16 protein-coding genes are annotated in these 21,467 nt (G+C 64.6%); all 16 read right to left on the bottom strand.

Translation table 11 applies throughout. From position 1 onward, the window contains the following. Window positions 1-10: 10 nt before the first annotated feature. The 16 genes from LH20_RS17610 to LH20_RS17535 all read right to left on the bottom strand — a co-directional run bounded on the left by LH20_RS17610 (window position 11) and on the right by LH20_RS17535 (window position 21,437). A complete protein-coding gene (locus LH20_RS17610) occupies window positions 11-2,626 on the bottom strand; it encodes a hypothetical protein (RefSeq protein ID WP_144423612.1) in 2,616 nt (871 codons plus the stop codon). Window positions 2,627-2,819: 193 nt separating this feature from the next. Next, window positions 2,820-3,044 (bottom strand): hypothetical protein, encoded by a 225-nt coding sequence (locus tag LH20_RS24065; protein ID WP_053555340.1) that lies wholly within the window; start codon window positions 3,042-3,044, stop codon window positions 2,820-2,822. A 92-nt stretch (window positions 3,045-3,136) separates the two neighbouring features. After that, complete coding sequence (locus LH20_RS17600) at window positions 3,137-9,817, bottom strand: MuF-C-terminal domain-containing protein (RefSeq protein WP_053555339.1); 6,681 nt, start codon at window positions 9,815-9,817, stop codon at window positions 3,137-3,139. 3 nt (window positions 9,818-9,820) lie between these two features. After that, the gene (locus tag LH20_RS17595; protein ID WP_053555338.1) at window positions 9,821-11,908 is read right to left on the bottom strand and encodes a transglycosylase SLT domain-containing protein; all 2,088 of its coding nucleotides are present in this window, start codon (window positions 11,906-11,908) and stop codon (window positions 9,821-9,823) included. Further along, entirely contained in the window at window positions 11,908-12,402 is a 495-nt protein-coding gene (locus tag LH20_RS17590) for a hypothetical protein (protein ID WP_053555337.1), read from the bottom strand. Before LH20_RS17590 ends, LH20_RS17595 begins: the two co-directional genes overlap by 1 nt. After that, window positions 12,395-12,859 carry a hypothetical protein gene (locus LH20_RS17585; RefSeq protein WP_053555336.1) on the bottom strand — a complete coding sequence of 155 codons (465 nt, stop codon included), beginning with the start codon at window positions 12,857-12,859 and terminating at the stop codon, window positions 12,395-12,397. The genes LH20_RS17590 and LH20_RS17585 overlap by 8 nt, the downstream gene beginning before the upstream one ends. Further along, window positions 12,852-14,669: a hypothetical protein gene (locus LH20_RS17580; protein WP_053555335.1), complete on the bottom strand. Its 1,818-nt coding sequence runs from the start codon at window positions 14,667-14,669 to the stop codon at window positions 12,852-12,854. The genes LH20_RS17585 and LH20_RS17580 overlap by 8 nt, the downstream gene beginning before the upstream one ends. Beyond that, window positions 14,669-15,700, bottom strand: a complete 1,032-nt coding sequence (locus tag LH20_RS23795; protein WP_200905392.1) for a hypothetical protein — start codon at window positions 15,698-15,700, stop codon at window positions 14,669-14,671. The genes LH20_RS17580 and LH20_RS23795 overlap by 1 nt, the downstream gene beginning before the upstream one ends. Next, window positions 15,700-16,332: a hypothetical protein gene (locus LH20_RS17570; protein ID WP_053555334.1), complete on the bottom strand. Its 633-nt coding sequence runs from the start codon at window positions 16,330-16,332 to the stop codon at window positions 15,700-15,702. The genes LH20_RS23795 and LH20_RS17570 overlap by 1 nt, the downstream gene beginning before the upstream one ends. Before the next feature lie 104 nt (window positions 16,333-16,436). Further along, window positions 16,437-16,916: a hypothetical protein gene (locus LH20_RS17565; protein ID WP_053555333.1), complete on the bottom strand. Its 480-nt coding sequence runs from the start codon at window positions 16,914-16,916 to the stop codon at window positions 16,437-16,439. A gap of 1 nt (window position 16,917) precedes the next feature. Then, complete coding sequence (locus tag LH20_RS17560; protein ID WP_053555332.1) at window positions 16,918-17,364, bottom strand: Bbp16 family capsid cement protein; 447 nt, start codon at window positions 17,362-17,364, stop codon at window positions 16,918-16,920. A gap of 61 nt (window positions 17,365-17,425) precedes the next feature. Beyond that, complete coding sequence (locus tag LH20_RS17555) at window positions 17,426-18,442, bottom strand: major capsid protein (protein ID WP_053555331.1); 1,017 nt, start codon at window positions 18,440-18,442, stop codon at window positions 17,426-17,428. Window positions 18,443-18,457: 15 nt separating this feature from the next. Then, the gene (locus LH20_RS17550) at window positions 18,458-19,345 is read right to left on the bottom strand and encodes a hypothetical protein (RefSeq protein WP_144423611.1); all 888 of its coding nucleotides are present in this window, start codon (window positions 19,343-19,345) and stop codon (window positions 18,458-18,460) included. Continuing rightward, complete coding sequence (locus LH20_RS17545; RefSeq protein WP_053555329.1) at window positions 19,314-19,622, bottom strand: hypothetical protein; 309 nt, start codon at window positions 19,620-19,622, stop codon at window positions 19,314-19,316. The genes LH20_RS17550 and LH20_RS17545 overlap by 32 nt, the downstream gene beginning before the upstream one ends. Continuing rightward, the gene (locus LH20_RS17540; protein WP_235527017.1) at window positions 19,622-21,247 is read right to left on the bottom strand and encodes a portal protein; all 1,626 of its coding nucleotides are present in this window, start codon (window positions 21,245-21,247) and stop codon (window positions 19,622-19,624) included. Before LH20_RS17540 ends, LH20_RS17545 begins: the two co-directional genes overlap by 1 nt. Window positions 21,248-21,251: 4 nt before the next feature. Continuing rightward, window positions 21,252-21,437, bottom strand: a complete 186-nt coding sequence (locus tag LH20_RS17535; protein WP_053555327.1) for a hypothetical protein — start codon at window positions 21,435-21,437, stop codon at window positions 21,252-21,254. Window positions 21,438-21,467 lie beyond the last annotated feature (30 nt).

Raw genomic sequence — 21,467 nt, 5'->3', positions numbered from 1 at the left:
AGTTCATGGATCACGCCGACACCTCGAGTACGACGTACGCGTTCACGTCAGCCGCATCGACCATCACCGGCAGACTACCAGCGAGAACCCCGGCCTTTACCGTCGCGTTTTTGCTGTAGACTACCGAGAAGGTGCGGCCCGAAAGGTCGGCCGGAATTGGCAGACGATCGAGGCCAACGATGTCGACCCAGTCCGCGAAGATGAAAGCGCGGCCCTGCGTGCGGACGACATAGAAGCTGACGCGCTCCGCCCACCGCGGCATGACGTGACGGTAGGCAATCGCCGAGTAACTGTCGCCCGGCTGCGCGTTATGCGTGCCGACATCGAGCACGCGCCAGTAAAGCTTGCGCGCATTGGAGATCTCGAGGGCGGTGTCGGTCACGCGGACGCGGCGAAGGTCAGGGGCGGCGTCACCCACCGGCAGGATGCCCGCTGCAATCGCGCGGTCTGTCCAATGCACGATCACGCGATCGGCATATTCACCGTCTGCCGCCAGGTCATCGGCGCCGATCGATAGCGTCGAATGCCCATCGGTGAGGAAGGCTGACTCGCCTAGCGAGAAGTCGACCGGGTTGCCCTCGTAGGTGGATGGCACCGCACTGGGAATATAGTTGGTGACGGGGGTATTGTTTCCCTGAAGCTGGATCCCGCGAAGATAATCCACCGGCGTCTCTTTGAGGAAGACCCAGTTCCACAGGACCGACATTTGTCCGTCGCGGTCGAAATGATAGGTTGTTGTCACCGTGTAGGACGGGTCGCCATCCGGCGTCAGTCCGGCCGATGCCCCGCCGTTCGCGATCCACCATTCGATAATCTCAGACCGCGCGAGGATGTCGTGTGTCTCGATGATCTGGACGTTATCGGAATAGTACCATTGCCCCTCGGTCTCTTCGACCTCGATGCCATCGACAAGGACGCGGATGCTATAGTTGGTGTGCGGCGGATACCATTGGATGCTACCGCCATTGGCCGTCGTTGTGAACGAACTGGTATTCGTCGCCCCGCTGACATGAGTGAACGCGCCAACCGCGGGGCCCAGGTTCGCAGTGCGCCGGGCGAGCAGGAGAGTGTTCGCGTCAACGACCTTGACCAGGACCGATTCATTGCCGCCGCTCGACCAGATCGAACCCTCATCGTCCACGGTCTTGCCGTGGCCGACGCATGTAGACTGATTGAACTTGAACCCGTGGTTCGCGCCGATGTCGTCACCCCAGATGCGATCGGGCGCAATGTCATCGGCCCCGTTGTGCGCGAGGGTGCCATTAATCCACTGCTCGCGAAGGTTGAGGCGGTCGGGCGGGTTAAGGAGATCGAGCGTGGGGAACGGCACGAAGCAGTTGCGGATCAGGTTGCCGGACCGGTTGCTCTCCACATAGCTGAGCTTGTCGCCGGTCCCTCCAAGCACCAGGCGCGACTTACCCCCGGTCAGCGGTTCGACGGCGTGCGAATCTACGGCATAATAGGGGGTGAAATATTTTTCGAACGGCAAGAGCTTGTCGCCCCGGTTGATCCGGAGATTCGCAGGGATCGGCCGCGCCGCCGACTTGACCGTAAACACAACGAAATGCGCGCCGGCCGGCGCCGTAACGGTGCGAACGGTAAGCGAGCCAGTCGACGCGCCGACCGACGCGCCGCTATCGCTCGCCGCGCTGAAGAAGCCGATGCCGCTCTCGCGATTGCCGTCGCCGCCGACCGTGAAAACATCACCTTCTTCGCAAGGGATGAAAGCGGTGCAGGCCCAATTCGCATCGGACGCGATATTGCCGGAGGACGTGTTTACGTACTTGCCGTAGCGAATAGTCGTCGGATCGAGGAGGTTTGTAGAAGCAACGAGCGTGGTCAGGCCGCTCAGGCTGTCCGCGATCGCTTGTGCCTCTGCCGACGCACCGGCGAAGATGCCGAGCGGTCCGTCCCAGGACCCGGTAGTCGTCGCGCCATCCTTCTTATAGAGATCGTTATTGGCGGGCGTCGGGTCGCCAACGACCAGCGCATATTCTTCGTCGTCCGGGGCAAGATCGGCATTGAGGGCGGCGCGAGAGGTATAAATGCGATCGCCCACGAGATCGCTAATGGTGCCCATCGCGAGCGCGTCGGAGACAGCCTGCGTTATCGCAGCGGCCTCAGCGACCAAGTCCACGGTTTCATCGCGCGCGGCCTCGGTCTCGGATCGAGCCTGCTCGGTAGCGGTCTGCGCGGCTAGCGTCTTTGCCATGGCGGCTTTCGCTGATTTCACGCTCGCGGCCACCTGCTCCGAGCCCGCGGCGTCATTCAGGATCGGAACAAGCCGCCCGTCGACAATGGCGAGCACCTTGCCGTCTGCGTCGAGCAGACTATCCATGGGGGGTGGAGTTTCGCCGAAGGGAACGCGCAGCCCTCGATCGAGGTCACGCTTTAGCGCCAGGTCCCGCAGCGCCGAGCGGTCCGCGGCTTCGTTGACAGGCTCCGCGAGCCAAGCAGAACCATTATCGAACTGAATATTCTGGGTGAATGCGGGGTTGAGCAGCACGAACAGCTCGAACCCCGACGCTGGCGGGGCCCCGAATGTTACACTCCCACCCGATTCACCGCCCAAGCTGACATCAAAGCCATCGGCCATTTCTTCGGCACCATCGCTGGACCGGAGCATTACGGCCACCTCCGCCGCGCTGGGCGCGACGAAGGTGAAGGGAAAAGTTACGGTTGCGCCGTTAGTTAGATAGGGCCCGCTGAAATTGTCAGTTTTGTTGACAGGCATTTTTCCACCCGCTTGTTGCCGTGCGGATGGGGTAGGGCGCGCGGGCGAGCGCTTGAATCGGAGCGGCTACTCCGGATGCCGTTCGTCAGTCAGGCGTCACGCAATCGAAGGTGAACGCATATTCGCTATCGTTTCCCGTGGGCCGCGCCACTTTGCCGTATTTCCGGCAATGCTCATCGGCCTTCGGGAAGGCCTGGTTGCGGTTCCAGACATTATTGACGGTCACGCCGACTGCGTTTCCCGTGACGTTTCCGCCAGTCGTTGCGCATGAAGCCAGAAGCAGCGTCCCAGCCAATGTAAAAGCGCGCATAGCTCTCCCCTTGATCAAGGCCTCGATAGACCACCTAGAGCGTCCCTATTAATGCGGGGATGGCAATGCTGAAAGGGGCGCCGCCTCTTTCTCTAGTCTGTCTTGCCTGTCGTGAGCCCGCGCCACCACTCGCCGATGCCGTCCGGATTCGCATCGCCCGAGCCCACATCGACCAGGAACTGCGCCGCAACCGCCATCTGCCCCGTGGTAAGCCCGGTGAAATAGCCCGTCGTTTCGATCGCGTTGCGCGTCGCGCGCTTCGTCTCTTCGCCGCGCCAGATCTTTCCCAGGTCCGAGCCGACATTGATGATGCTCTCGACACCGCCCTGCGCCGGCGTGAACCGGTACCCGAATGTGGGCCGGTCGGTTGCCTTCGCCCAGAGCGTCGGACCGATATCGCGCAGCACCGGGACAGGCCCGAAGATCTGGAAGATGATATTCGAGAGCGCCCACTCCGCCCAGCTTTCATCATCGTCATCATCCGGCGTCCGGCCGGCGAGGAGCTCGGAAAGCAGGGGAGGGACGATGAAGAGCCACCAAGCACGCGCGAGCAGACCTGGTCCATCGGAGAGCTTCGCCGCGCGCACGTCGCGCGCAAAGCTGCGCTGGCGCTGATAGAAGGCCGACATGTAGCTGTAGAACATGGTGAGCAGCTTCGCCGCCTCTCCGAACGTACCCCGCCCGGACTGGATCGCGGCGAGATCCTTGGCGGCGCCGGCGCCCTGGGACTGCCGGACCGCCTTGTCGGCGGCGTAGACCGCGTCATCCTCCGACATGCCCTCCGCGATCGCCTTGTCATAGGCGCCCAGCCAGGTCGGGATGACGACGACGCGGTCCATATAGCCGATGCCGTGGAACGCGAATTTCTTGATCGCGCTCAAATTGCGCTGACCCGCGGCCTTGCGGACATTGTCGCGGATATCGCGATCGAGCGTGTCCATGCGGGCCCGGACTTCCTTCGACTTCTCGAGCACAAAATTCCACGCCTCGGGATTGCCGACGTCCTTGAGGCGCCGAGACACCCAGCGCAGGCCCACCGTCTCAAAGCTGTTCGAATAGCCCGCAGCTTGGAGCAGGATCGTCGTGGCGCGGAACCCCATGCCAACGATCGTCGCGTTGAGGCGCGCCTTCTTTACGAAGCCCTCCACCCCAGCCTGCCCCGCGCGGTCATAGGCCCATTCATTGGCGATACGCTGAAGCCAGGGGCGGAACTGTTTGCGCACCTCGGGCCCGAGACTATCGTCCACCGCCTTCATCACCGGGCGTGCCTGCAAGAACTTGTCCGCCTGCATGATCGCCTCGCGGTGCGTCAGGTCATGGATGACCTCGCCCACATGGCGATGGATGACGCCCAGGCTCAGATGGATCGGCCGCTCGACGTTGGTGCGCTCTTTCGTGAACCCCTTGGGCGTTGTGGCGCGCGTATAGATGCCCTCGAAAAGGCTGTCGCCTTTGGCGGCATAGCTTTCCGATTCGTAGTTGCGCCGCGGATCGTAGACGACGGGATAATAGCCGCCCTTCAGCACGCCCCATTTTGTCTGCACCGGCCGGGCCTCGACCTTCTCCGGGGCGATATCGTTGACGCGCTTTTCCATCGCCTCGATGTCGGGCCAAAGGCTGTTGATGATGTCCCAGACCTCCTGGACATAGGCCCATTCCTCCTGGGTCATCACGCGGGCGAGCATCGCCTCGACGCCCGTCGCCGACCAGCCATAGCCGCCGAGCAGCTTTTCATAGTTGCCGCTGTTGCCAGTGTTGAGCGCGATCGCGATGACCATCTCGCGCGTCATGACGAAGGGATTGCCGGTCTCGCGGTTGATGAGCTCGGGCGCCGTGATCTTGTCCGACCAGCGCTTGAGCGTGTCGGCCGGCACCTTTTCGAGCGCGGCGCGCAGCTGGCCGAGAATATCGTTCATCCGGATCCGCTCATTCTCCTGTGCATCGACGAGCGGCCGGAAGACAATCCGGTTAAAGATGCCGTTGCTGTCGCCGCTGTCGAGCCAGTCGAAGACGGTTTCCATCTTGAGCAGCGCCGCATCGGCAGCCGCGACCTTCGACTTGATCGCGTCCCAGCGCGAGGGCTCCATGAGATCGCTCGGCGGGCGCTGCGGCAGCTTGGCCACGGCCTGCACCGCCTGGGTGACGGTGAGCTCGAATTCGCGCTTGTCCTGCCCGTCCTGCAATTCGCGCTTCAGGCGGCCGAGGTGGATAATCTGGCGCACCGCTTCATCGAGCCCGAGGAAATGCTCGACCGTGAGCCGGGTCCAGTTTTCCTTGCCGATCGTCGCCTCGAAGGATGAGGGCACAACGATGTCATATCCTTCAGCCTGGCGCTGCTGAGACCACTCTTCCCACTTGCCCTGGCGAGTGATGCCCTTCTGCGTGCGGCGCTTGATGTCGACCGCCTCGAGGAGCGCCTGCGCTTGTTCCAGATATTCCTGGTCGACAGACTTCATGACGCGCTTCGACGCGATCTTGTTGAGCCGCTGGCGCGCCGCCTCGACCTCTTCGTGCGCTTTCTTCGCCTCGGAATAGAGCGCATTGTTGAGCATCTGTTGCTGTTTCGCGCGGAATGCGCCTTCGATATTGCGCTCGAGATAGGCCGCCTCGGCCTCCCGGGCCGCGCGCTTCGACGCCCTGGCATAGCGTTGTAGCGCGCCCGGCATGGCTTCGACGCTGACCTTGCCGCTCCGGATCTTCTGCCGCGCCCACTCCTGCGCCGCCGAGTAGGGCGTCGGGGGCTCGCCCGCCTTCCGGCCGAGCACGCGCACTTCCGCCGCTATGACCTCACCTTGCAGGTCATTATGCACCGCGGCGATCGCTTCACGTTCAATGCTGCCATCGGTGAGGGGCTCGCCGTACCGGTCGCGCATCATGATATCGAGCTCTTCCTCGATGATCCGCTCTCGCAGCCCGCGCTGGTCTCCCTCTTCGCGGGCGGTGCGATGCGCGATCTCGAGCTCGGTCAGCGCCTCGATCATTTCGTAGGCGGTTGCGAACCCCGACTGCTCTGCGATCGTGTCGGGATGCACGCCGCCGTTGCGCATGAGCGGCGGCACTCCGCGCGGCATGTACGCCGCGGCCTCTTCGCCCATCATGTTGACCACCCAGCGCCGATCAATGGGCTGCGCGCGCATCGCGGCAATAGCACGGAACGCGGGCCGCTCGTCGACGCTGGCCTCGATCTCTTCGCGAAGCTCCGCCGCCATCTCGCGGTACTTCTTTGTGTTGCGCGCGCGCACGTCGCGCACAGTTTTGTCGAGCAACTGCCCGCGGGCTTCGATTCGCGCGTCGGCGGTGAGACGCTGATAGGCCTCCCATTCCGCCTTTGTCATGTCGGTGCCATCGGTCAGCAGCGGCTGCACCGACTGCTCGCGGCTGGCGAGCGCGATATCGTCGTCGGTCGCGATAAGCCGGTCCATGACGCGGCGGATCTCCGGCGTCAGCGGCGAGCGCAGGGCCTTCACGCTGCGATAGATGCTGGTCAGCCAGGCGCGGAACTGCTCGAAGATGCTGCGCAGGGCAGGGACCGGCGCCTTGCCCTCCATGAGATACTGCTCGACGCCCCGCGCCCACATTTCGTGCGCCTCGACCGGGATCACGCCATTCTCAATCGGATGGCCGTTGGCGGCGAACCAGTCCTGCACCGTCGCCCAATCGTCCTTGAGACGGTTGGTCGCGTCCTCGGAGAGGGCATCGTAGCGGAGCTCCTCGAGCCACAGGTGCCCGGTTTCATGGAGGAAGGTGGAGAGGTTGCGGGACTTGAAAAGCTCGATCAGCGCAGCGCCCGTGAACTCCTCGCTAGGAAACACGATGCGCCCGCGCGGCGCCTTCTCGTCACCGCTCTGCTCGAGGCTGGTCGGTTTGCCATTTTGGGGCAGCGACAGTATAGGTCGACGTCGCTTCTCCGGCATAATGCCCGATACTGGTTCGGGATCACGCGCCGGAGGAGCACCCTCGAACACCTCGAGACCCTTCGCGCGCGCGTTGGCGATCGCGGCTCGGATCGTGTCATCGCCCGTGACGCTGCCGCGACCCTTCTTCCCATAGACGCTGGTGACCGTCGCCACCTTGCCGTTCGGCTCGATGACGCACAGGATCGGATCGCCATTGCGGTCGCGCACGGGGAGCGCGACGACAACGCGGTTCGAATCCTTGAGCGTCGTGGGGTAGATCGCCCAGGGCTGCTCGAGCATCGCCGCAAGGCTCGCGACATCGCCGACCTCGAGGTCATGCTTGTTGGCGATCGCGTTGATCTTGCCGCGGCCGATTTGCAGCTTCCCGGCCGGGAGACCGAAATCCACCAGCGCTTGCGGCACCGGCCCCAGGTCGATGAAGCCGCGCGTCTTGGTGCCGCTCCATGCCGCCTGGATATCGTCACGAAGGCCCGCCTGCAAATAGCCGCGCCCTTCGTTCGCGTTTCGCGCCGAATAGGCTGCGATCGCGTCGCGGATCTGCTTCCTTGTCGCCGACGCCGGATCGAGACCCTCATTGGCGAGCAGGGTGGCGAGCTCCTGCGCCGCGTCTGTCAGCGTCGTGTCGACTTCTTCGGCATAGCGCGCATTGCCGCGGAGCTCCTCGCCGATCGCATCCAGGAGCATCCGATTGTCGAGCGCATCATCATAGGTGCCCTCTTCGCGCCCCGCGAGCTCCGGGAAATAGCCGGCACTGATCGCGGCGCGGAAGACGTCCTCGGGCGCCGTGTCGCTGGCAGCCGCACTCAGCATGCTTGCCTGGCCCTTGTCGACGCTGCGCGTCAGCCGCTTGCGGAAGGGCGCGCTGCGGTGCCACTTGTCGCCGCCCATGGACGCGATATCCCCGCCGACATCGTCGATGCCGCCTCGCTTCGAGATGAATTCCAGGAGCGACGGGCCGCGCTTTGCCCCCTCGGTCCCGCGCCGCATTGCGTCAATGACCCGGTCGAGCCCGTCATTCTTCTGCCGCAGCGCCAGCTTCTCGGGCAGGATCTGGACGACATCGACGTCCGCGAATTCCCGGCCGGTGAGCCGCTGCCCCTTGCGCATCGCGCGCGTCTCATAGCGCGCCGCGAGGAGCTCCGCCTGCGTCCGCGCCACCGAAGGCGTATATCCGGCCGTCTGTAGCTTTTCGGTGACGTCGGTGAGCAGCGCCTCACGCGCCTCCATCATCTCGCGGTCATATTCCTCGACCGCCGCGGCCTGCTCTTCCATCGTCTGGCGGAGCTCGGCGACCTCGAGGTTGAAGCTCTCCGCCTCGAAGCGCGACATGCCGCCAGGGCTGAGGCGCATATGATCGCGCAGCGCCTCCCATGCCGGCGTGCCTGGGAACGCCGTCAGCACGCGCTCGACCGGCATGACGACATCGCCGCCCGTCGCCATCGCCTCGAGCGATTCCTCCTCGAATTCGGCCCAGCTGTCGGGATCAAACCCGTCCGATTGCATATACTGCTGGATCGCTTCGGCCGGAATATAGACGTCGGTGGCGCCGCTATCCTCCGCGAGCTCGCGCATCAGCGCAGCGAAGGCTTCAGGATCGCGCTCGCGCAGTTTCGACTTTTCCGCCGCAGCGCCCGCCTTCGCAAGAATGTCGCCCTCGCGCAGCGCGCGGTCAGCCTCGCCGCGGCGCGCCGCGATCATCGCGGATCCTTCCGCTACCTTCTGCGTCGCGCGCACCACCGCCGTCGTTGTGCCGACCGCGCCGATTGTTCCGAGGAGTGTCTGCCGCGCGGCATCGGGCCGCTCGGCAATGAATTCGCCAAGTGTCTTGTCGGGGTTGAGCGTGACCCACTGGTCGAAATCCTGGAGCAGCGTCGCGACTTGCTCGCCTGGCACTTCGCGCACCAGCTGGTTGAGGAGCATCTTCCCCAGCGGCGAGCGCGCTGCGATATCGCCCAGCAGCTTTGCGGCCGGGATATGCTCGGTCAGCGCCTCGACCGCGCCCTGCCGGGCGCCGTAGGCAAGCGAAGAGCCCAGATCGAGGCCCGCATCGCGCGCCTTCTGATACTCGCCGGCGCCGGTGAGCGTCCCGAAGACGCCGGCCGCCTGCTTCGGATCGCGGGTGATGAGCGCCGCGGCGGACATCGGGATAGATTCGGTGCCGGCCAGGAGCTCGCGAGCGATCCAGCTGGTCGACTTCGGACGCCAGTCTTCGGCTTCCCGCGCGAGCTCGGCCTGCCGCTTCGCCCGCGCCTCGCGCTGAATGCGCTGGTTGGCTGCAAAGCTCTTGTCCCAACGCGGATTATAACCGGTATAGGTCCCGATGAGATCGCTGAAGATGCCCGCGACGGCCGGCATAGGGTCGATCGCGTCAAGCGTGTCCGACACCGCGCCGATCGCACCTTCGACATTCTCAGCCATCGTGAAGAGGCCAGACGACAGCGACGGGAAAATGCCGGTCGCGACCTCACGAGTGCTGCGCCAGGTCTTTCCGAGCAGCGACAGGCTATCCCAGTCGTCAGACGCCGCGGCAGCGCCGCGCGGCTGCGTCACCGCCCATTTGCCGATCGCAGGATAGCGCTCCGCCACCGACATGAACCGGCGCACATGGCGCCCCTTCTCGGCCTCCGCAAGCCGATCTTCGACGTGCATCGGCGGGACGCCGATCTCCTTCGCGATCGTGGTCGCGCGGCCTACTGTGTCGGGGCTGGCAGAAAGCAGGAGATCCAGACGCGTCTGGCGATCGCGCTCGCGGCGCATCTCCGCTTCGATCGGATCAATGCGCGCGACAGGCTCATTGGCCGGCCGGCTGCGAAAGCGCTGGTCGTAATAATCGAGACCGGGAAGAGGTGGGGCCATGTTCTACTTCGCGTAATAGCGGCGCCAGTAATCCGCGACCTGCTCGTCGGTCGGATCCTTGCCGAAGGTTTTTCGATAGGTGTCTTCGATCTTCTTGCGCGTCGCGTCGGGGATGTTCGAGGCGCCCATGTCATAGAGCGGACGGGTGGACTTGCCGCCGTACCAGGTGGTTGTGGGAACCTCGCGCGTCGCGCGCTTGAAGAGCCGGACATAGTCGTCCTCGGTCAGCGCCTTCGCACCGCCTTGCAGCAGCTGGCGCGCTTCGCTCTCCATGACGCCATAGATCGCGACGCGCTGCTCGTCGCTGAACTTGTCGAACCCGCCGTATTTCTGGCCCCACTCGATCGCGCCGGTGATGCCGCTGCGCAGGTGCTTGTCCTTCGGCGCCTCCGTCCGCATCGTCGCCTGCTTCTTCGCGAGCTCCTCGAGCTCGGAGCGCGTGACCTTGCCGGCGTACTGGCCGAGCGGCGTCGATTTGAATTGCTCGGGCTCATAGATCGAGAGCAGGGTGAGCGCGAGCGCGTCGGCGCCGTTCGCTGGAACCTCCTTCGGTTTGGCGTTGGCCTTGGCCGCACCCATGTAGCGAAGCTGCGCCTCGGGGCTGAGGCGATCGCGGATATTCGCGGGCATCTGCGAGAGGTCGGTGAAATTCGGATTTTTGAGCACCCATTCCGACGCTTCGCGCTCGGCCTGGTCCTCGTCGCGCGCCTTCAGCTGCTCGTCGCGGGCGATCTCTTTGTCGGCCCATTGCTTCGACCGCTCGCGCCGCTCGGGCGACCAGCCTTCCTTGTCCGCGAGCGCGTCAATCTGGCTGTAGACCGCTGACTTGTCCCAGATCCGCGCCGACTGTTGCGGCCCGCCACCGCCGATCGCCGCGACATTCTTCTTTACATAGGCCTGTGTCTCGGCCGGCAGGCGCGAGAGCCAGTCACCGCCAGCGGCGATCGCTTCGTCGACCCGGCCGGGACCGGCGTTGTAAGCGGCCCATGCCTTCGCGGGATCTCCGCCGTAGCGCTTCAGCATGGCGGCGAGATAGTCGCGCCCGACGCGCGTGCGCTCCGCATCGCTGTTATCTCGCGCCGGTTTGACCCCGAAACCCGGATCGACGTTGGTACCGGGCATGACCTGCATCTTGCCCTGCGCACCGGCCGGCGAGGTGATGAGGCGGCCGGCCGCGTCGCGCTCGCGGTTTCCCGATTCGCTTTGTGCCGTCACGGCGACCATCGCCTCGAGGCTGGTACCGGTCGGCGCGGCATCCTTCGTGCTCGCGCCCTCCGCGACGGGCATCGTGGTGATGGCGCGGTCGAAATCCCCTTGCGCCTGGCGCGTGAGGAGCGGCTCCTTCAGTGCCCCGCGGATCGCCAGTTCGTCGTTGGCGTTCATCTCGTCGGCATTGGCCTCGAGGTAGATATGCGCCGCGTCGATATCGTCGTCGGCGAGCATGCGGTTGATGACGTCCTTGTGGACCGCGCTCACCGCGTTCGCCTTTTCGAGGCGGACCTGGTCGGCAGACCAGCCATTGAGCGCGCCGAGATCGTCGACCGCGGCTTTCATGGTGTCGAGATGGGCGCCCATGAGATCGGGCCGGTCCCAGTTCGCGGCCGCGTCCTCGCCCGAAAGCACTACCTGGCTCTTGAGCGTTCCCTCCTGCTCGGTGCGCAGCTGGCGCGTCGCATGCTCTCCGACCTTGATGTTGTCGGCGCCGAAAAGCCCCTCGATCCGGTCGAGCGCCATGCGGCGCATGCGATCGTTCGTGGTGCCGGAGAGCGCCTCCTCGCGCAGCTTGGCGAGCGCTTCTTCGGTGGCGCTGCGCTTCGTATAAGCGTTGGAGCCGGTTTCGAGTTGGAATTCCGAAAGGATCTTCGCCGCCCCGGTCTGGTACCGCTGCGCCGCTTTTCGGCTTTCGGTGTCGTCGAAGCGGAGGTTAATCTCCTCCTGCGCATCCGCATATTCCGAAAGGCTGCGCCCCAGATTGGTGACACCCTGTGCGATCGCGAGCCCGCCCTGCGCCATGTCGGCGGGACGAAACCGCTCACGGGTGACCTGCGCCGGCGCGACCTGGTCCGCCTGATAGACTTGGACGCGCGGCATCAGCTGGCCTTCATCTTGCTATACTGCGATGCGGCGTTGAGCGCGGTGGACGCCATGTCGAACGCGCCCTTGACGATCGCGCCCTTCGCCGCGAACCGTGACGCCTTCGCGCTCGAGCGGTAATTCGCCGCGGAGATATCGAAGCCGCGCACTGCCTCCGCGCCCTGGTCATAGATGCGTTTTGCATCCTCGCGTGCCAGGAGATCGGTATCGGCCGCCACATCGGCCGCGCTGCCGAAATCGAGGCTGACCCCGTTCGCCGCCTGCGCGACGCGCTGCTCGCCCTTCAGCTGGGCAACCCGGCGATAGTGGGCAAGCGCTTCGGTCTTCGTGTTTTCGCTCGCGCGGAATGCCGCTTCGTTCTCGAGCTTGGCATTGCGGTCCGCGACCCGCGCTTCGTATCGCGATGCCGCGGCACTTTGCAGGGCGGCATATCCCTGTCCCGCTGCGGTGACCGCTGCCGCGGCGAGGGCCAGAGTTGCAGGCTCACACATGAAGCACCTTCTCGAATCGGTGGAACGGAACCCCGCCGAAGCGGCGGCGATCGTCTTCCACGCTGAAACCCCATCGCCGCAGCATCCTTATCGCCGCGGCATTCTCGCAAGAGACATATCCGGCGAGCGTTTCGCTTGAATCGTGAAGCCGCGCGATGATCGCCGGACCCATGCCAATGAGCGCGCGGCCGTGCTGCCAGACGACATCGGTGCCGAGGAACCACGGCGCGCCCACGCCCGTAAGCGCGCTGTTGACCACGACACCGAAGATCGCCTCGGGCCGCCCGTCGACCAGCGCCGTCCAGGCCTTGTCACTGTTGAGGATCGCCTCGCGCAGCGCGGCCTTCGGCGTATGACCGAAGGCGGCACACTCGCGCGCGTCAATCTCGCGCATGCGCCGGGCCACGGATCCGACGTGCCGGGTGCGGGCGAGCTCGAGCCGGATCCGGCTAATCATTGATGATCGGATCGACGAACGCGCCCAGCAGGGTTAGCGGCAGCGGCGTCGTCTGCTTTACATGAACGCAGACCTTGCCCTGCTCGACGTTCCCCGAGTTGATGGAATAATCGCCTGTCATCAGATTGTCGGGCGTTCCCCACGCCTCGCCGATGCGCTGCTTCACATAGATGGTGTCTGACGCGCTCGAGCCTGCATAAATGCCGGAGGTGCGGTGAAGGGTGAGCGCGATCTCGCCGGCCTGTTGTCGGCGCGCGACGTTCCAGCCCTGACCCGGCACGTTCGCGCGCACCGGCAGCGTCTCGATATGCACCTCATAGGGAAGCCCGAAGGTGACATATTTGCCCTGGGGTACGTCGCTGGGAAGCGTCACGCTGCCATTCTCGACCGTCAGACCCGTGACCGGGACACCGTCGACCAGGGCCGCGACGTCGGTGCGCCCCTCGAGGTGCCAAAGCCCGGTGAAGGTGCTGCGCGCTTCCTCGAACACGCCGGTGACGGCGCAATCGAGGAAACAGCATTCCTTGAGATCCGCCCAATCGTGCGAGGCCATGCGCTCCACGAAGAAGCGGTCGGTCTCGCCGATCGTCCGCTTGACGATCAGATAGACACGGTCCTCGCCATCCTCGGAGATGGAGCAAACCGACTGCACCTCCCCATCGGTTTCGCAGATCGTCCAGCCCCAGACATTCTGCTCCTGCTCCCAGGTGAAGCACAGGAGCTTGCCGTCGCTGCGGACGGCCCAGATCAGCGACCGCGGCTCCTGGGAGTAGCACCAGGAGACGATGGACATATCCTTCGGGAAGAAATCGGGGCTGAAGATCGTGATGTCGTCACTCTTGAGCCCGTCAATCTCGAAGCTGAAGCCGATCGTGCGCACGCTCCGGCCGACGCTCGGCGCATAGAAGACGACGTTATCGACCACGAGCGGCGGCAGGCGCGACGCGCCCCGGCCGATCTGGCGCCGCGGTGCCTGGCTGGTCGCGGTGAGCACGCCCCCGTTGCCGTCGCCATCGACCGAGAAGATCGCGTCCGACGTCAATGCGAGCAGGGTTGTCGTCGATGCGAGTTGCTGCACCGCGTTGACCCGGCCGGCCACGATCGCGAAGGACAGGCTGTCATCGGCGCGAAGCGGCTGTGAGCGGTCGAAATTCTCGAACTGACTGCCGCCGCTGCGCGAGCCGAAGACCGCATTCGGAGCATTCTTCGTGCGGCCATAGAGGAGACGCTGCTCGAACAGCGTCACCGTTGAGGGATAGTCTCCCGGAGCGGCGAACGGATTGAACGCCTGGGGTGGAGCCCGATCGAGCGCGGGCGCGATATTGTCGTCTCTAAAGGTCAGGTCTTCCGTGGTGCCGATGTAACCGAAAAACTGACTATTGTGGGCCTTGTAGACATTATAGCGCGTGGCGCCCGTCACCGCGGCCCAGGTGACCGTGTTATAATTCTTCTTGAGCGAGAGATCGTTGACGGCGCTATCCTCGGCGGAAGCGCGGCTCTCCTGCGAGGTGTCGTCATTGACGGCCGTCACGACATAGCTGTCGGTCTGCGGGAAATAGGCAGCCCCGTCGTTCTCCGAATCGGTGTTGGGCGTCGTCGCCGTCGCGTTCACGCTCCCCGGTGCCGCTAGCGTCGGCCCGAAGGTAAGCGTGACAAACTGCCAGTCGGTGTGTCCGGCACGAACCAGCTTCGTCGGCGCATGATCGATGTGCGCCAGATACATGGTATCAGCGGTCTGCTCGAAATCGAGATCATTGAGCTCGACCCCATTATAGGGCGAACCGACCTTATAGACGCGCGCCACTCCCATTACAGACGATCCTCATCAGGCTCGGAGCGCTTGTTGTGACTGAGCACGCCGGCAGACACGTAGGTGTGCGCATCCGCCACCTCGATCCTGGCAACGCGCGCAATGCCGGCCGGCTCGCCGATATCGCGCGCATAGATCCAGCTGGACGGGCCCGCGCCAAGTTCTGCCTCGAAGGGATGCTCCGCGGTGGCGTGGATCGGCTGCCGCCAGCCGTCCATGTGGCAGCGCAGCACCGGCATGTCGGCGAACTCGACGCGGGCGACCGGAAAGGCCCCCCACTCCCCGGTGACCTCGTGCCGCGTCCAGACCCAGTCGTCGGCGGTGACAAGCCCGGCCGGTATCTCCGCGCCTGGTCCGGTCCGGTCCGCATTGGCGAGCAGGAACGGCGTATCGTCCGTGACGCAGAAACCGCCACCACCGCCGCCACCGACATCGGGAAGAGGCGGAGGCTCGACGGGCGGGGGAACGACGGGCGGCGCAGGCGGAGGATCTGGCGCCTCGGACCGCGTGATGCCACCTTCAGCTGTATCGAAGGCACTGAGCTCCGTCGTGTCCGCGTCGATCGTGAAATTGTCGGTGTCCACGACGGATGCAACCGACCAGAACCGATTGTTGAGGAAATCGCCCAGGGTGCCGGCGATGCCGGCGAGATAGACTTGCTGCCCGACTTCATATTCATGGAAGGCCGCGGTGATTTGCGCGTTCGCGGCGTTGGTGATGTTCGTGATCGCGAGCTCTTCTTCGAGCACGCGGCCGCCGTAGGCGCAGGGCGCCATATATCCCTGGCCCATCTCTAGCGCATAGGTCTGGGTGAGGCTGAATTGGAAGGGGATGATGCGCGTCGGCTCGCTGCCGTCCATCACCTCCGCAACCAGACGGGTTCCGGGCCGCTTTGTCACCCCGCCATATTTGAGGATGATGACGTTCGTGCCTTGTTTGAGGCCCGCGCTATAGGCGTCGACGTCGAAGCGGCCGTGCAGATGCTCGGACAGGACGCCGCGGCTGAAATTCGGCTGCCCAGCGCGGAACATCAGAATTCTTCCATGATGCCCGCGCGCGCATATTCTGCGTCGCTGATCCAGCGCGGCTCCTGGCGCGGCGACTTGTTGCGCTCGTCAGCGATCGCCTCGGCTTTCGCGAAGGCCGCCTCGCGCCGGAGCTCATCCTTCAGCTTGCGATCCTTCTTGATCGCGTAGCAGACCCGTGCGGCGAGCTCGAGGACGTAGGCGCGGGCGACGAGCGGCGGCAGCTGGAAATCCGCGGTGCGGTTATAGACCAGCGTCGCAGTCTCGACGTTGGTGTAGACCTTGCCGTTCGACACGATGAACGCGAGCGGCATCGCCGCCTGGGCAGGAAAGGTGCGGGGGCCGCCGAGCGGGAGGCTTGTCGCGGCAGGCTCGACACCGCGCACCGCGAGCGGGGCGGCACAATCGGCGGGAAGCGCATAGGCAAAGAGCCACTCGGCCGGCCGATCGTTCGTCACCTGGGCGAGCACCTGGTAGGTTTCAGTCCAGTGCCAGTCCGTCCAGTCCAGCAATTCATTCATGATCGCATGCGCGACGGCATTGCAGGCCTGCGCTTCGTTCGAGGGCTCATTGAGCGACGCGATCGAGGGCGCGGCCAGTTCGGCCAGGGCCTGGTTATAAAGCGCGACGGTGGTCATGACGTGGGGGTAGGGCGAGGGGGATTTCGCTTGAATCGGGCACCAAAAAAGGGCCGGTCGATCGCTCGGCCGGCCCTTCCCCCTTCCGCCCGCAGGCGTATCTGTCAGGCGCCCTGGAGAGCGTCCCTGCGCGCTGAGAGTGCTTCGAGCGCACCCTTGCGCGACTTCCCGCCTTCCTCGGCCTTGATCAGCGCTTCGACCGTGCCGACGTCGCTGAGGGTTTCGAGATAGGCGGTGAGCTCTTCAATGCTGCTATCGAGCGGACCCGGATTGGGCTGCTCGAGAGCACCAGCCTTCGCCTCGAGCTCGGCAATGCGCTCCTCGAGCCGCTTGGTCTGGGCTTCATACTCGGCTTTGATCGCGTCGATCGCGGCGGTGTCGGTTCCGGCAGCACTTGCCGCCTTGTCCTTTTTGCCGGCCGGTGCAGGCGCCTTCGGCCGCTCGACGACGTTGCCCTTGTCATCGAGCAGGTCCATCCAGCTGCCCTGCGTGATGTTCGTGGTGAACACCTCGCCCTCGACGCGGATCTTGTCGCCGTCGAAGCCTTCGGCGTTGGCGCGATAGGTCTTATATTCGTCCGACATCTTACTGACCCCCGACAAAGTTGCTGTGACGCGCGGCGACGACGCCGGCCGTGATCTTGCCGGTGGTCGGATCGGTGCCGGTTACGTCATAGTGGAGCCGCATATAGCGCTCGTTGGCGCCTTCCGGGATATAGTCCGGGAACGACAGCTGCTTGCCGGCCGTGAGCTCGGCGAGCAGGTAGTTTTTGGACGCGACCGTCTTCGGCGACGAGAAGCTGCTGTTGTCATCGACTTGCAGCGCGATCGTCAGCGAGGTGAGCGTGTTGAACGTCTCGGTGACATTGATCGAGAGCGGCACATGGCAGCCCTTGCCAAGGTCGCGCACGAGCGCGGCGGATGCACCGAACGGGGTGCCGGTGGCGCCCAGGTCGATGATGTTCGTCGAAGCCGCGTCGCCGGTGATGGCCTGGTCTTCGCAGAACAGGTTGGTGATGTCGAAAATGCTCATCTGTCTTCTCCTGACCTTTAAATGACCGGAGGCGGCGCCGGAGAGACGCCGCCCCGGATGCTTAGGCGACCTTGGCCTCGGTATTGAGGATGTGGTCCGTGTCGCGGATCGGGATGCCGCGCCAGGTCATCACCTCTTCGCCCTGGATCTCCTTCGGCTTCAGCCGGACGAAGTTGTCCGACGAACCCGCGTTCGTTCCTTCGGCGTCGAGCGCCTCGAGCAGGGTGCGGTTCATGTAGATCACGGTGCGGGTGGCACCGATAATCCCGCCCTGGTTCTCCATGCCGTAGTTGCGGCGGCCCTGAAGCTTATAGAAAAGCTTGCGGAGCAGCGGGTTCACGGCCTTGGTACCGGCGATGACATCGGACACGTCGATGTTGCAGACGCGGCCGCTATAGCGCCAATCCTTGACGGTGACACCGCCGTGCTGGGTGAAGAGCTCATCCTTCGCGTAGTAAGGATTGCCGCTCGCATCGAGGACGCGGTGCTCGCCCTTGTCCTCGCGATCGACGCCCGCGGCCACGCCCTCGGGGGTGATGATCGACGTCGCCTGGTCGCCCCAGGTGACCATGGCGATCGACGTGTTGTCCGAGCCTGCCCCGCCGCCGTCGACCACGTTCGGGTTAGCGAGCGTGTTGTAGCGGGCAAAGAAGCCGTGGAACTTGCGCGGGCTTGCGCCGATGTTCGAGTACCAGAAGGTCTTTTCGAACTCCTGCGCCATCGCTTCGAGGAACGCCGTCGATTCGGACATGCGGACCTTGGCGGCATTTGCGCCGGCGATCTTGAGCAGGCGGCTGTCGACGGTCGAGAGACCTTCGACGAAGCCGGTCACGTCATCGACCTGGGTAGTGGTCGACTTCGACTGTGCGATGCCCTCGTAGAGCGCGCCCCAGCTCACACTGGGCAGGCCGGTGCGAATGTTCGACCGATGCTTCGTGCCCATATTGCAGGTGATGACGTTCGCATCCTTCATGATGGGATTGAGCGTGTGCAGCGCCTCGACGATATCGCCGAGCTCGTTGCCTTCCTGTTTCATCACATCGATGAGGCTGAGATAGGTGTTGCCGATAATAGCCATGGGAAATTCCCCCTTTTAGTCGTTAGGATAGAGACGCTTCGCCACATCGTCATTCGCGCCGGGCGCCGAAGCATCCGCCCGCACGAAATCGCCATCTTCCGACACGAGCTCGCCGAGCTTGGCGGCCATGCGGATCATGTCGGGGTGATTGCCGAAGCCCGTCGATTCCAGCGCGAGCCGGAACGGGTGAGCCTCGACATTGTTGGCCTTGTCCGCCTTGACGAACCCGAGCGCATCGAGCCCCTTGGCGGCGAGGTGCATCGTGTCGTCCCACTTGGCGCCGCCGATATCGTCGGCCGCCTTCGCGGCATCGAGCCACTCCTTGCGCTGCGCGTTGCCCTTCGCGACGATGTCGTTGACCGTCGCCTCGACGGCGCGGTCCATCATCTTCGCCGCGATCGGCACGAACTTCTTGGCCTGGTCGTTGGTCAGGTTGAGCTCGCGCAGGATCGGCTCGGCTTCCTTGACCATCTCGCCATCGAGCTCGACGCCTTCGACGGAAAGGTCATAGACGTCGGGCGCGCCCTCGCTGCCGCCATCGTCGCCTTCGCCGGATCCGTCACCTTCACCGTCGCCATCGCCCGCATCGTCGTCGCCGCCGTCGCCGAGCGCGGTACCGCCCGAGCCGTCGTCGCCTTCACCGTCGCCCGAGCCGCTATCACCGCCCGCGTCGCCTCCGTCGCCGGCGCCCTGATCGCCAGTGCCCTGGTCTCCGGTGCCAGCACCGCTGTCGCCTGCGCCGCTGTCACCGCCAGAGCCACCGTCGCCCCCGCCGTGATCGTCAGGCGCGCGCATGAAGCGGCCCATGGCGCGCTCCACGGGCGACATGAAGGCGGCCGAAGCCAGGAGCGCGCCGCGAAGGGCGGTCGATTTAGTCGGGAATATCGTCGTAGCGGTCCGCACGTTTCTTCTCCTCGGGTTTCGAAGGGGGGTTAAGGGCTGTCAGGATGACTGCATGGAGGGTCGCGAGCGCGTCAGGCGATCGCAGAGCCTTCGGTTGGCCGGCATCGACCAATTGCAGGAGTTCCAGCCCCAGGCTTCGACGTCCCTCGGCGAAAGCGAGATCACGCAGGTCATGCCCATTGGCTGGCTGCAAAATGCCAGCACGTTGAATCGCCACAAAGAGGAAATCGCGAAACAACGGGTTGGCGAAGAGCGCGGCGAGGTCTTTCTCTTCCATCACGCGCCTAGCAAGGTATCGAGCAGCGGCTCGCCGCCGACGTCGGTTTCACTGAGGAGGCGCGCCGCATCGGCGCCCTGCTGGACCGCGGGCACCGTCTCGAGCATCTTCCTCTGCTGGATCTCTGCCTGACGGGCTTGCCGGAGCTTGCCGGCCTCGGCCGTCGAGCGGATGATCTTCGACGGCGTGCCGGCTCGCTGCGCATACTCATCGATCGTCTCGTCGATGTTGATCTTGTCGACAGCCTCAGGGAAGGCGGCAGCGAGGTTGCCGACGAAGGAGACGCTGCGCTCGATCTGGCCGATGCCGACCAGGCGCTGCATCTGGGTGAGGATCGAGACGAATTCGACCTTGAGATCAGTCTCGCGGAGCGCGGGAGGCGCGGGCGGGAGCAGGCGGCCGCGCTCCATCAGGCTGAAGGTGCGGTCGATAACGACCATCAGCTTTTCCGTGCTGACGCGCTCGATGACCGGGCCCAGCTGCGTGAGCTTCTCTTCGTTGCGCTTGGCGATCTCTTCCATGTTGCGAGGTTGAATGCCGCGCATGTTCGTGATCGCGTTGAACAGGTCCGCATAAAAGAGCGCGTCAATCTGCTCTTTGCACTTCTCGATTTCCTGGCGGATCGCCTCTACCGCCTGGTAGGGCATTGCATACGGCACAACGATATTTTCGCGCTGGACGCCGTTGCCCGTGACGATCGAGCGCGGCTGGCCCGTCAGGCGTACCTGCGGCGGGACGATCTTCTCCGGGTGGACCATGAGGTCGATCGCCTCATTGCGGCGCTTCGTTTGCAGTTGGAGCTCGCGGAGCGCGGGAAGCGCCTCCATGCCCGGCGCCGTGCCGTAGACGTCGCCGCCCGCGACGTCCCAACGCGGCGCCCAGAAGGGCTGCTCGGTATAGCCTCGGGTGCGCAGCACCACATCGCGGCCGTCCGACGCATCCCAATAGACGCTGCGATAGTTGAAGCGGCCACCGGGATCGGGCTCGATCGCCTGATAGACCTCGACGTCCTTTTCATAATCGCTGCGGTCATAGGCGCTGCGAATCCAGGGCTGCACCGCATCGCCGAACGACATGACCGCCTGGCGCACCGTCATCGGGCAGAGGCGATAGAGCGTGTCGGGGCGCATCGCGTCGGAGAGCGCGATCCAATATTCGCCAAAGGTCAGGCTGTGACACACCGCGCCGAAGCGGGGATGCTCGACCATGACGGTCGCCTCGGTCCCGAACAGGCCGGTTTCGCCATATCCGGTCTTCGCCGCGCTGTAGAAATTGGTGGCGGCCAGAAACGAATACATGCGCGTCTGGACGTCGCTGAGCCAGTCGCGGACGCCTTCCGCCTCCATGAGCTCATCCGCGACCGCGAGCGTGAACCAGGGCGTTGAAGCCGACGACAGGCCCGACGTCATGCCATTGGTGAGCGTGCGCGCCGCGAGGATGCCGTGCGGGTCGAGCAGGCGATTGTTTGCAAGGCGGCGCCGGCCACCCTTGTTCTTTTCCGTTGCCAGGAAACGCGAGCGGGAAGGCTGAGCGAAGCGCGCGATATTGCGCACCTCGTCCTCATAATCCTGCCGGATCGTCTTCATCCCCGACAGACGGGTTTCGCAGTCCTGGCGGATCGACACCGACTTAGCCGAGCGTCGCCTGAGAGGTGTTGGGGCTGCCGAGCGCGCCCTGCGGCGAGGTGATAAGGCCCGCCATGATCGCGCGGCGGCGCTTCGAGCTGTCCTTCGAGAGATCGAGGCCCTCGTCGGGCAGCTTCATCGCTTGCCGTTCGGGCTGGATCGGCAAATCAGGGGCTTTGGGGGTGCACATGCCTGCGGCTCTCCTTCGTGGGGAGAGCGT

This window comes from Sphingopyxis sp. 113P3 (genome assembly GCF_001278035.1).
Taxonomy (GTDB): Bacteria; Pseudomonadota; Alphaproteobacteria; order Sphingomonadales; family Sphingomonadaceae; genus Sphingopyxis.
The sequence above is the reverse complement of the archived record's forward strand: the minus strand, read 5'-3'. Positions and strand labels throughout refer to the sequence as shown.

Bases quoted from the DNA above. Each gene is read 5' to 3' on its own strand.
- LH20_RS17610 (WP_144423612.1), bottom strand. From the start codon at position 2,626: ATGCTCCGGTCCAGCGATGGTGCCGAAGAAATGGCCGATGGCTTTGAT.
- LH20_RS24065 (WP_053555340.1), bottom strand. From the start codon at position 3,044: ATGCGCGCTTTTACATTGGCTGGGACGCTGCTTCTGGCTTCATGCGCA.
- LH20_RS17600 (WP_053555339.1), bottom strand. From the start codon at position 9,817: ATGGCCCCACCTCTTCCCGGTCTCGATTATTACGACCAGCGCTTTCGC.
- LH20_RS17595 (WP_053555338.1), bottom strand. From the start codon at position 11,908: ATGCCGCGCGTCCAAGTCTATCAGGCGGACCAGGTCGCGCCGGCGCAG.
- LH20_RS17590 (WP_053555337.1), bottom strand. From the start codon at position 12,402: ATGTGTGAGCCTGCAACTCTGGCCCTCGCCGCGGCAGCGGTCACCGCA.
- LH20_RS17585 (WP_053555336.1), bottom strand. From the start codon at position 12,859: ATGATTAGCCGGATCCGGCTCGAGCTCGCCCGCACCCGGCACGTCGGA.
- LH20_RS17580 (WP_053555335.1), bottom strand. From the start codon at position 14,669: ATGGGAGTGGCGCGCGTCTATAAGGTCGGTTCGCCCTATAATGGGGTC.
- LH20_RS23795 (WP_200905392.1), bottom strand. From the start codon at position 15,700: ATGTTCCGCGCTGGGCAGCCGAATTTCAGCCGCGGCGTCCTGTCCGAG.
- LH20_RS17570 (WP_053555334.1), bottom strand. From the start codon at position 16,332: ATGACCACCGTCGCGCTTTATAACCAGGCCCTGGCCGAACTGGCCGCG.
- LH20_RS17565 (WP_053555333.1), bottom strand. From the start codon at position 16,916: ATGTCGGACGAATATAAGACCTATCGCGCCAACGCCGAAGGCTTCGAC.
- LH20_RS17560 (WP_053555332.1), bottom strand. From the start codon at position 17,364: ATGAGCATTTTCGACATCACCAACCTGTTCTGCGAAGACCAGGCCATC.
- LH20_RS17555 (WP_053555331.1), bottom strand. From the start codon at position 18,442: ATGGCTATTATCGGCAACACCTATCTCAGCCTCATCGATGTGATGAAA.
- LH20_RS17545 (WP_053555329.1), bottom strand. From the start codon at position 19,622: ATGGAAGAGAAAGACCTCGCCGCGCTCTTCGCCAACCCGTTGTTTCGC.
- LH20_RS17535 (WP_053555327.1), bottom strand. From the start codon at position 21,437: ATGTGCACCCCCAAAGCCCCTGATTTGCCGATCCAGCCCGAACGGCAA.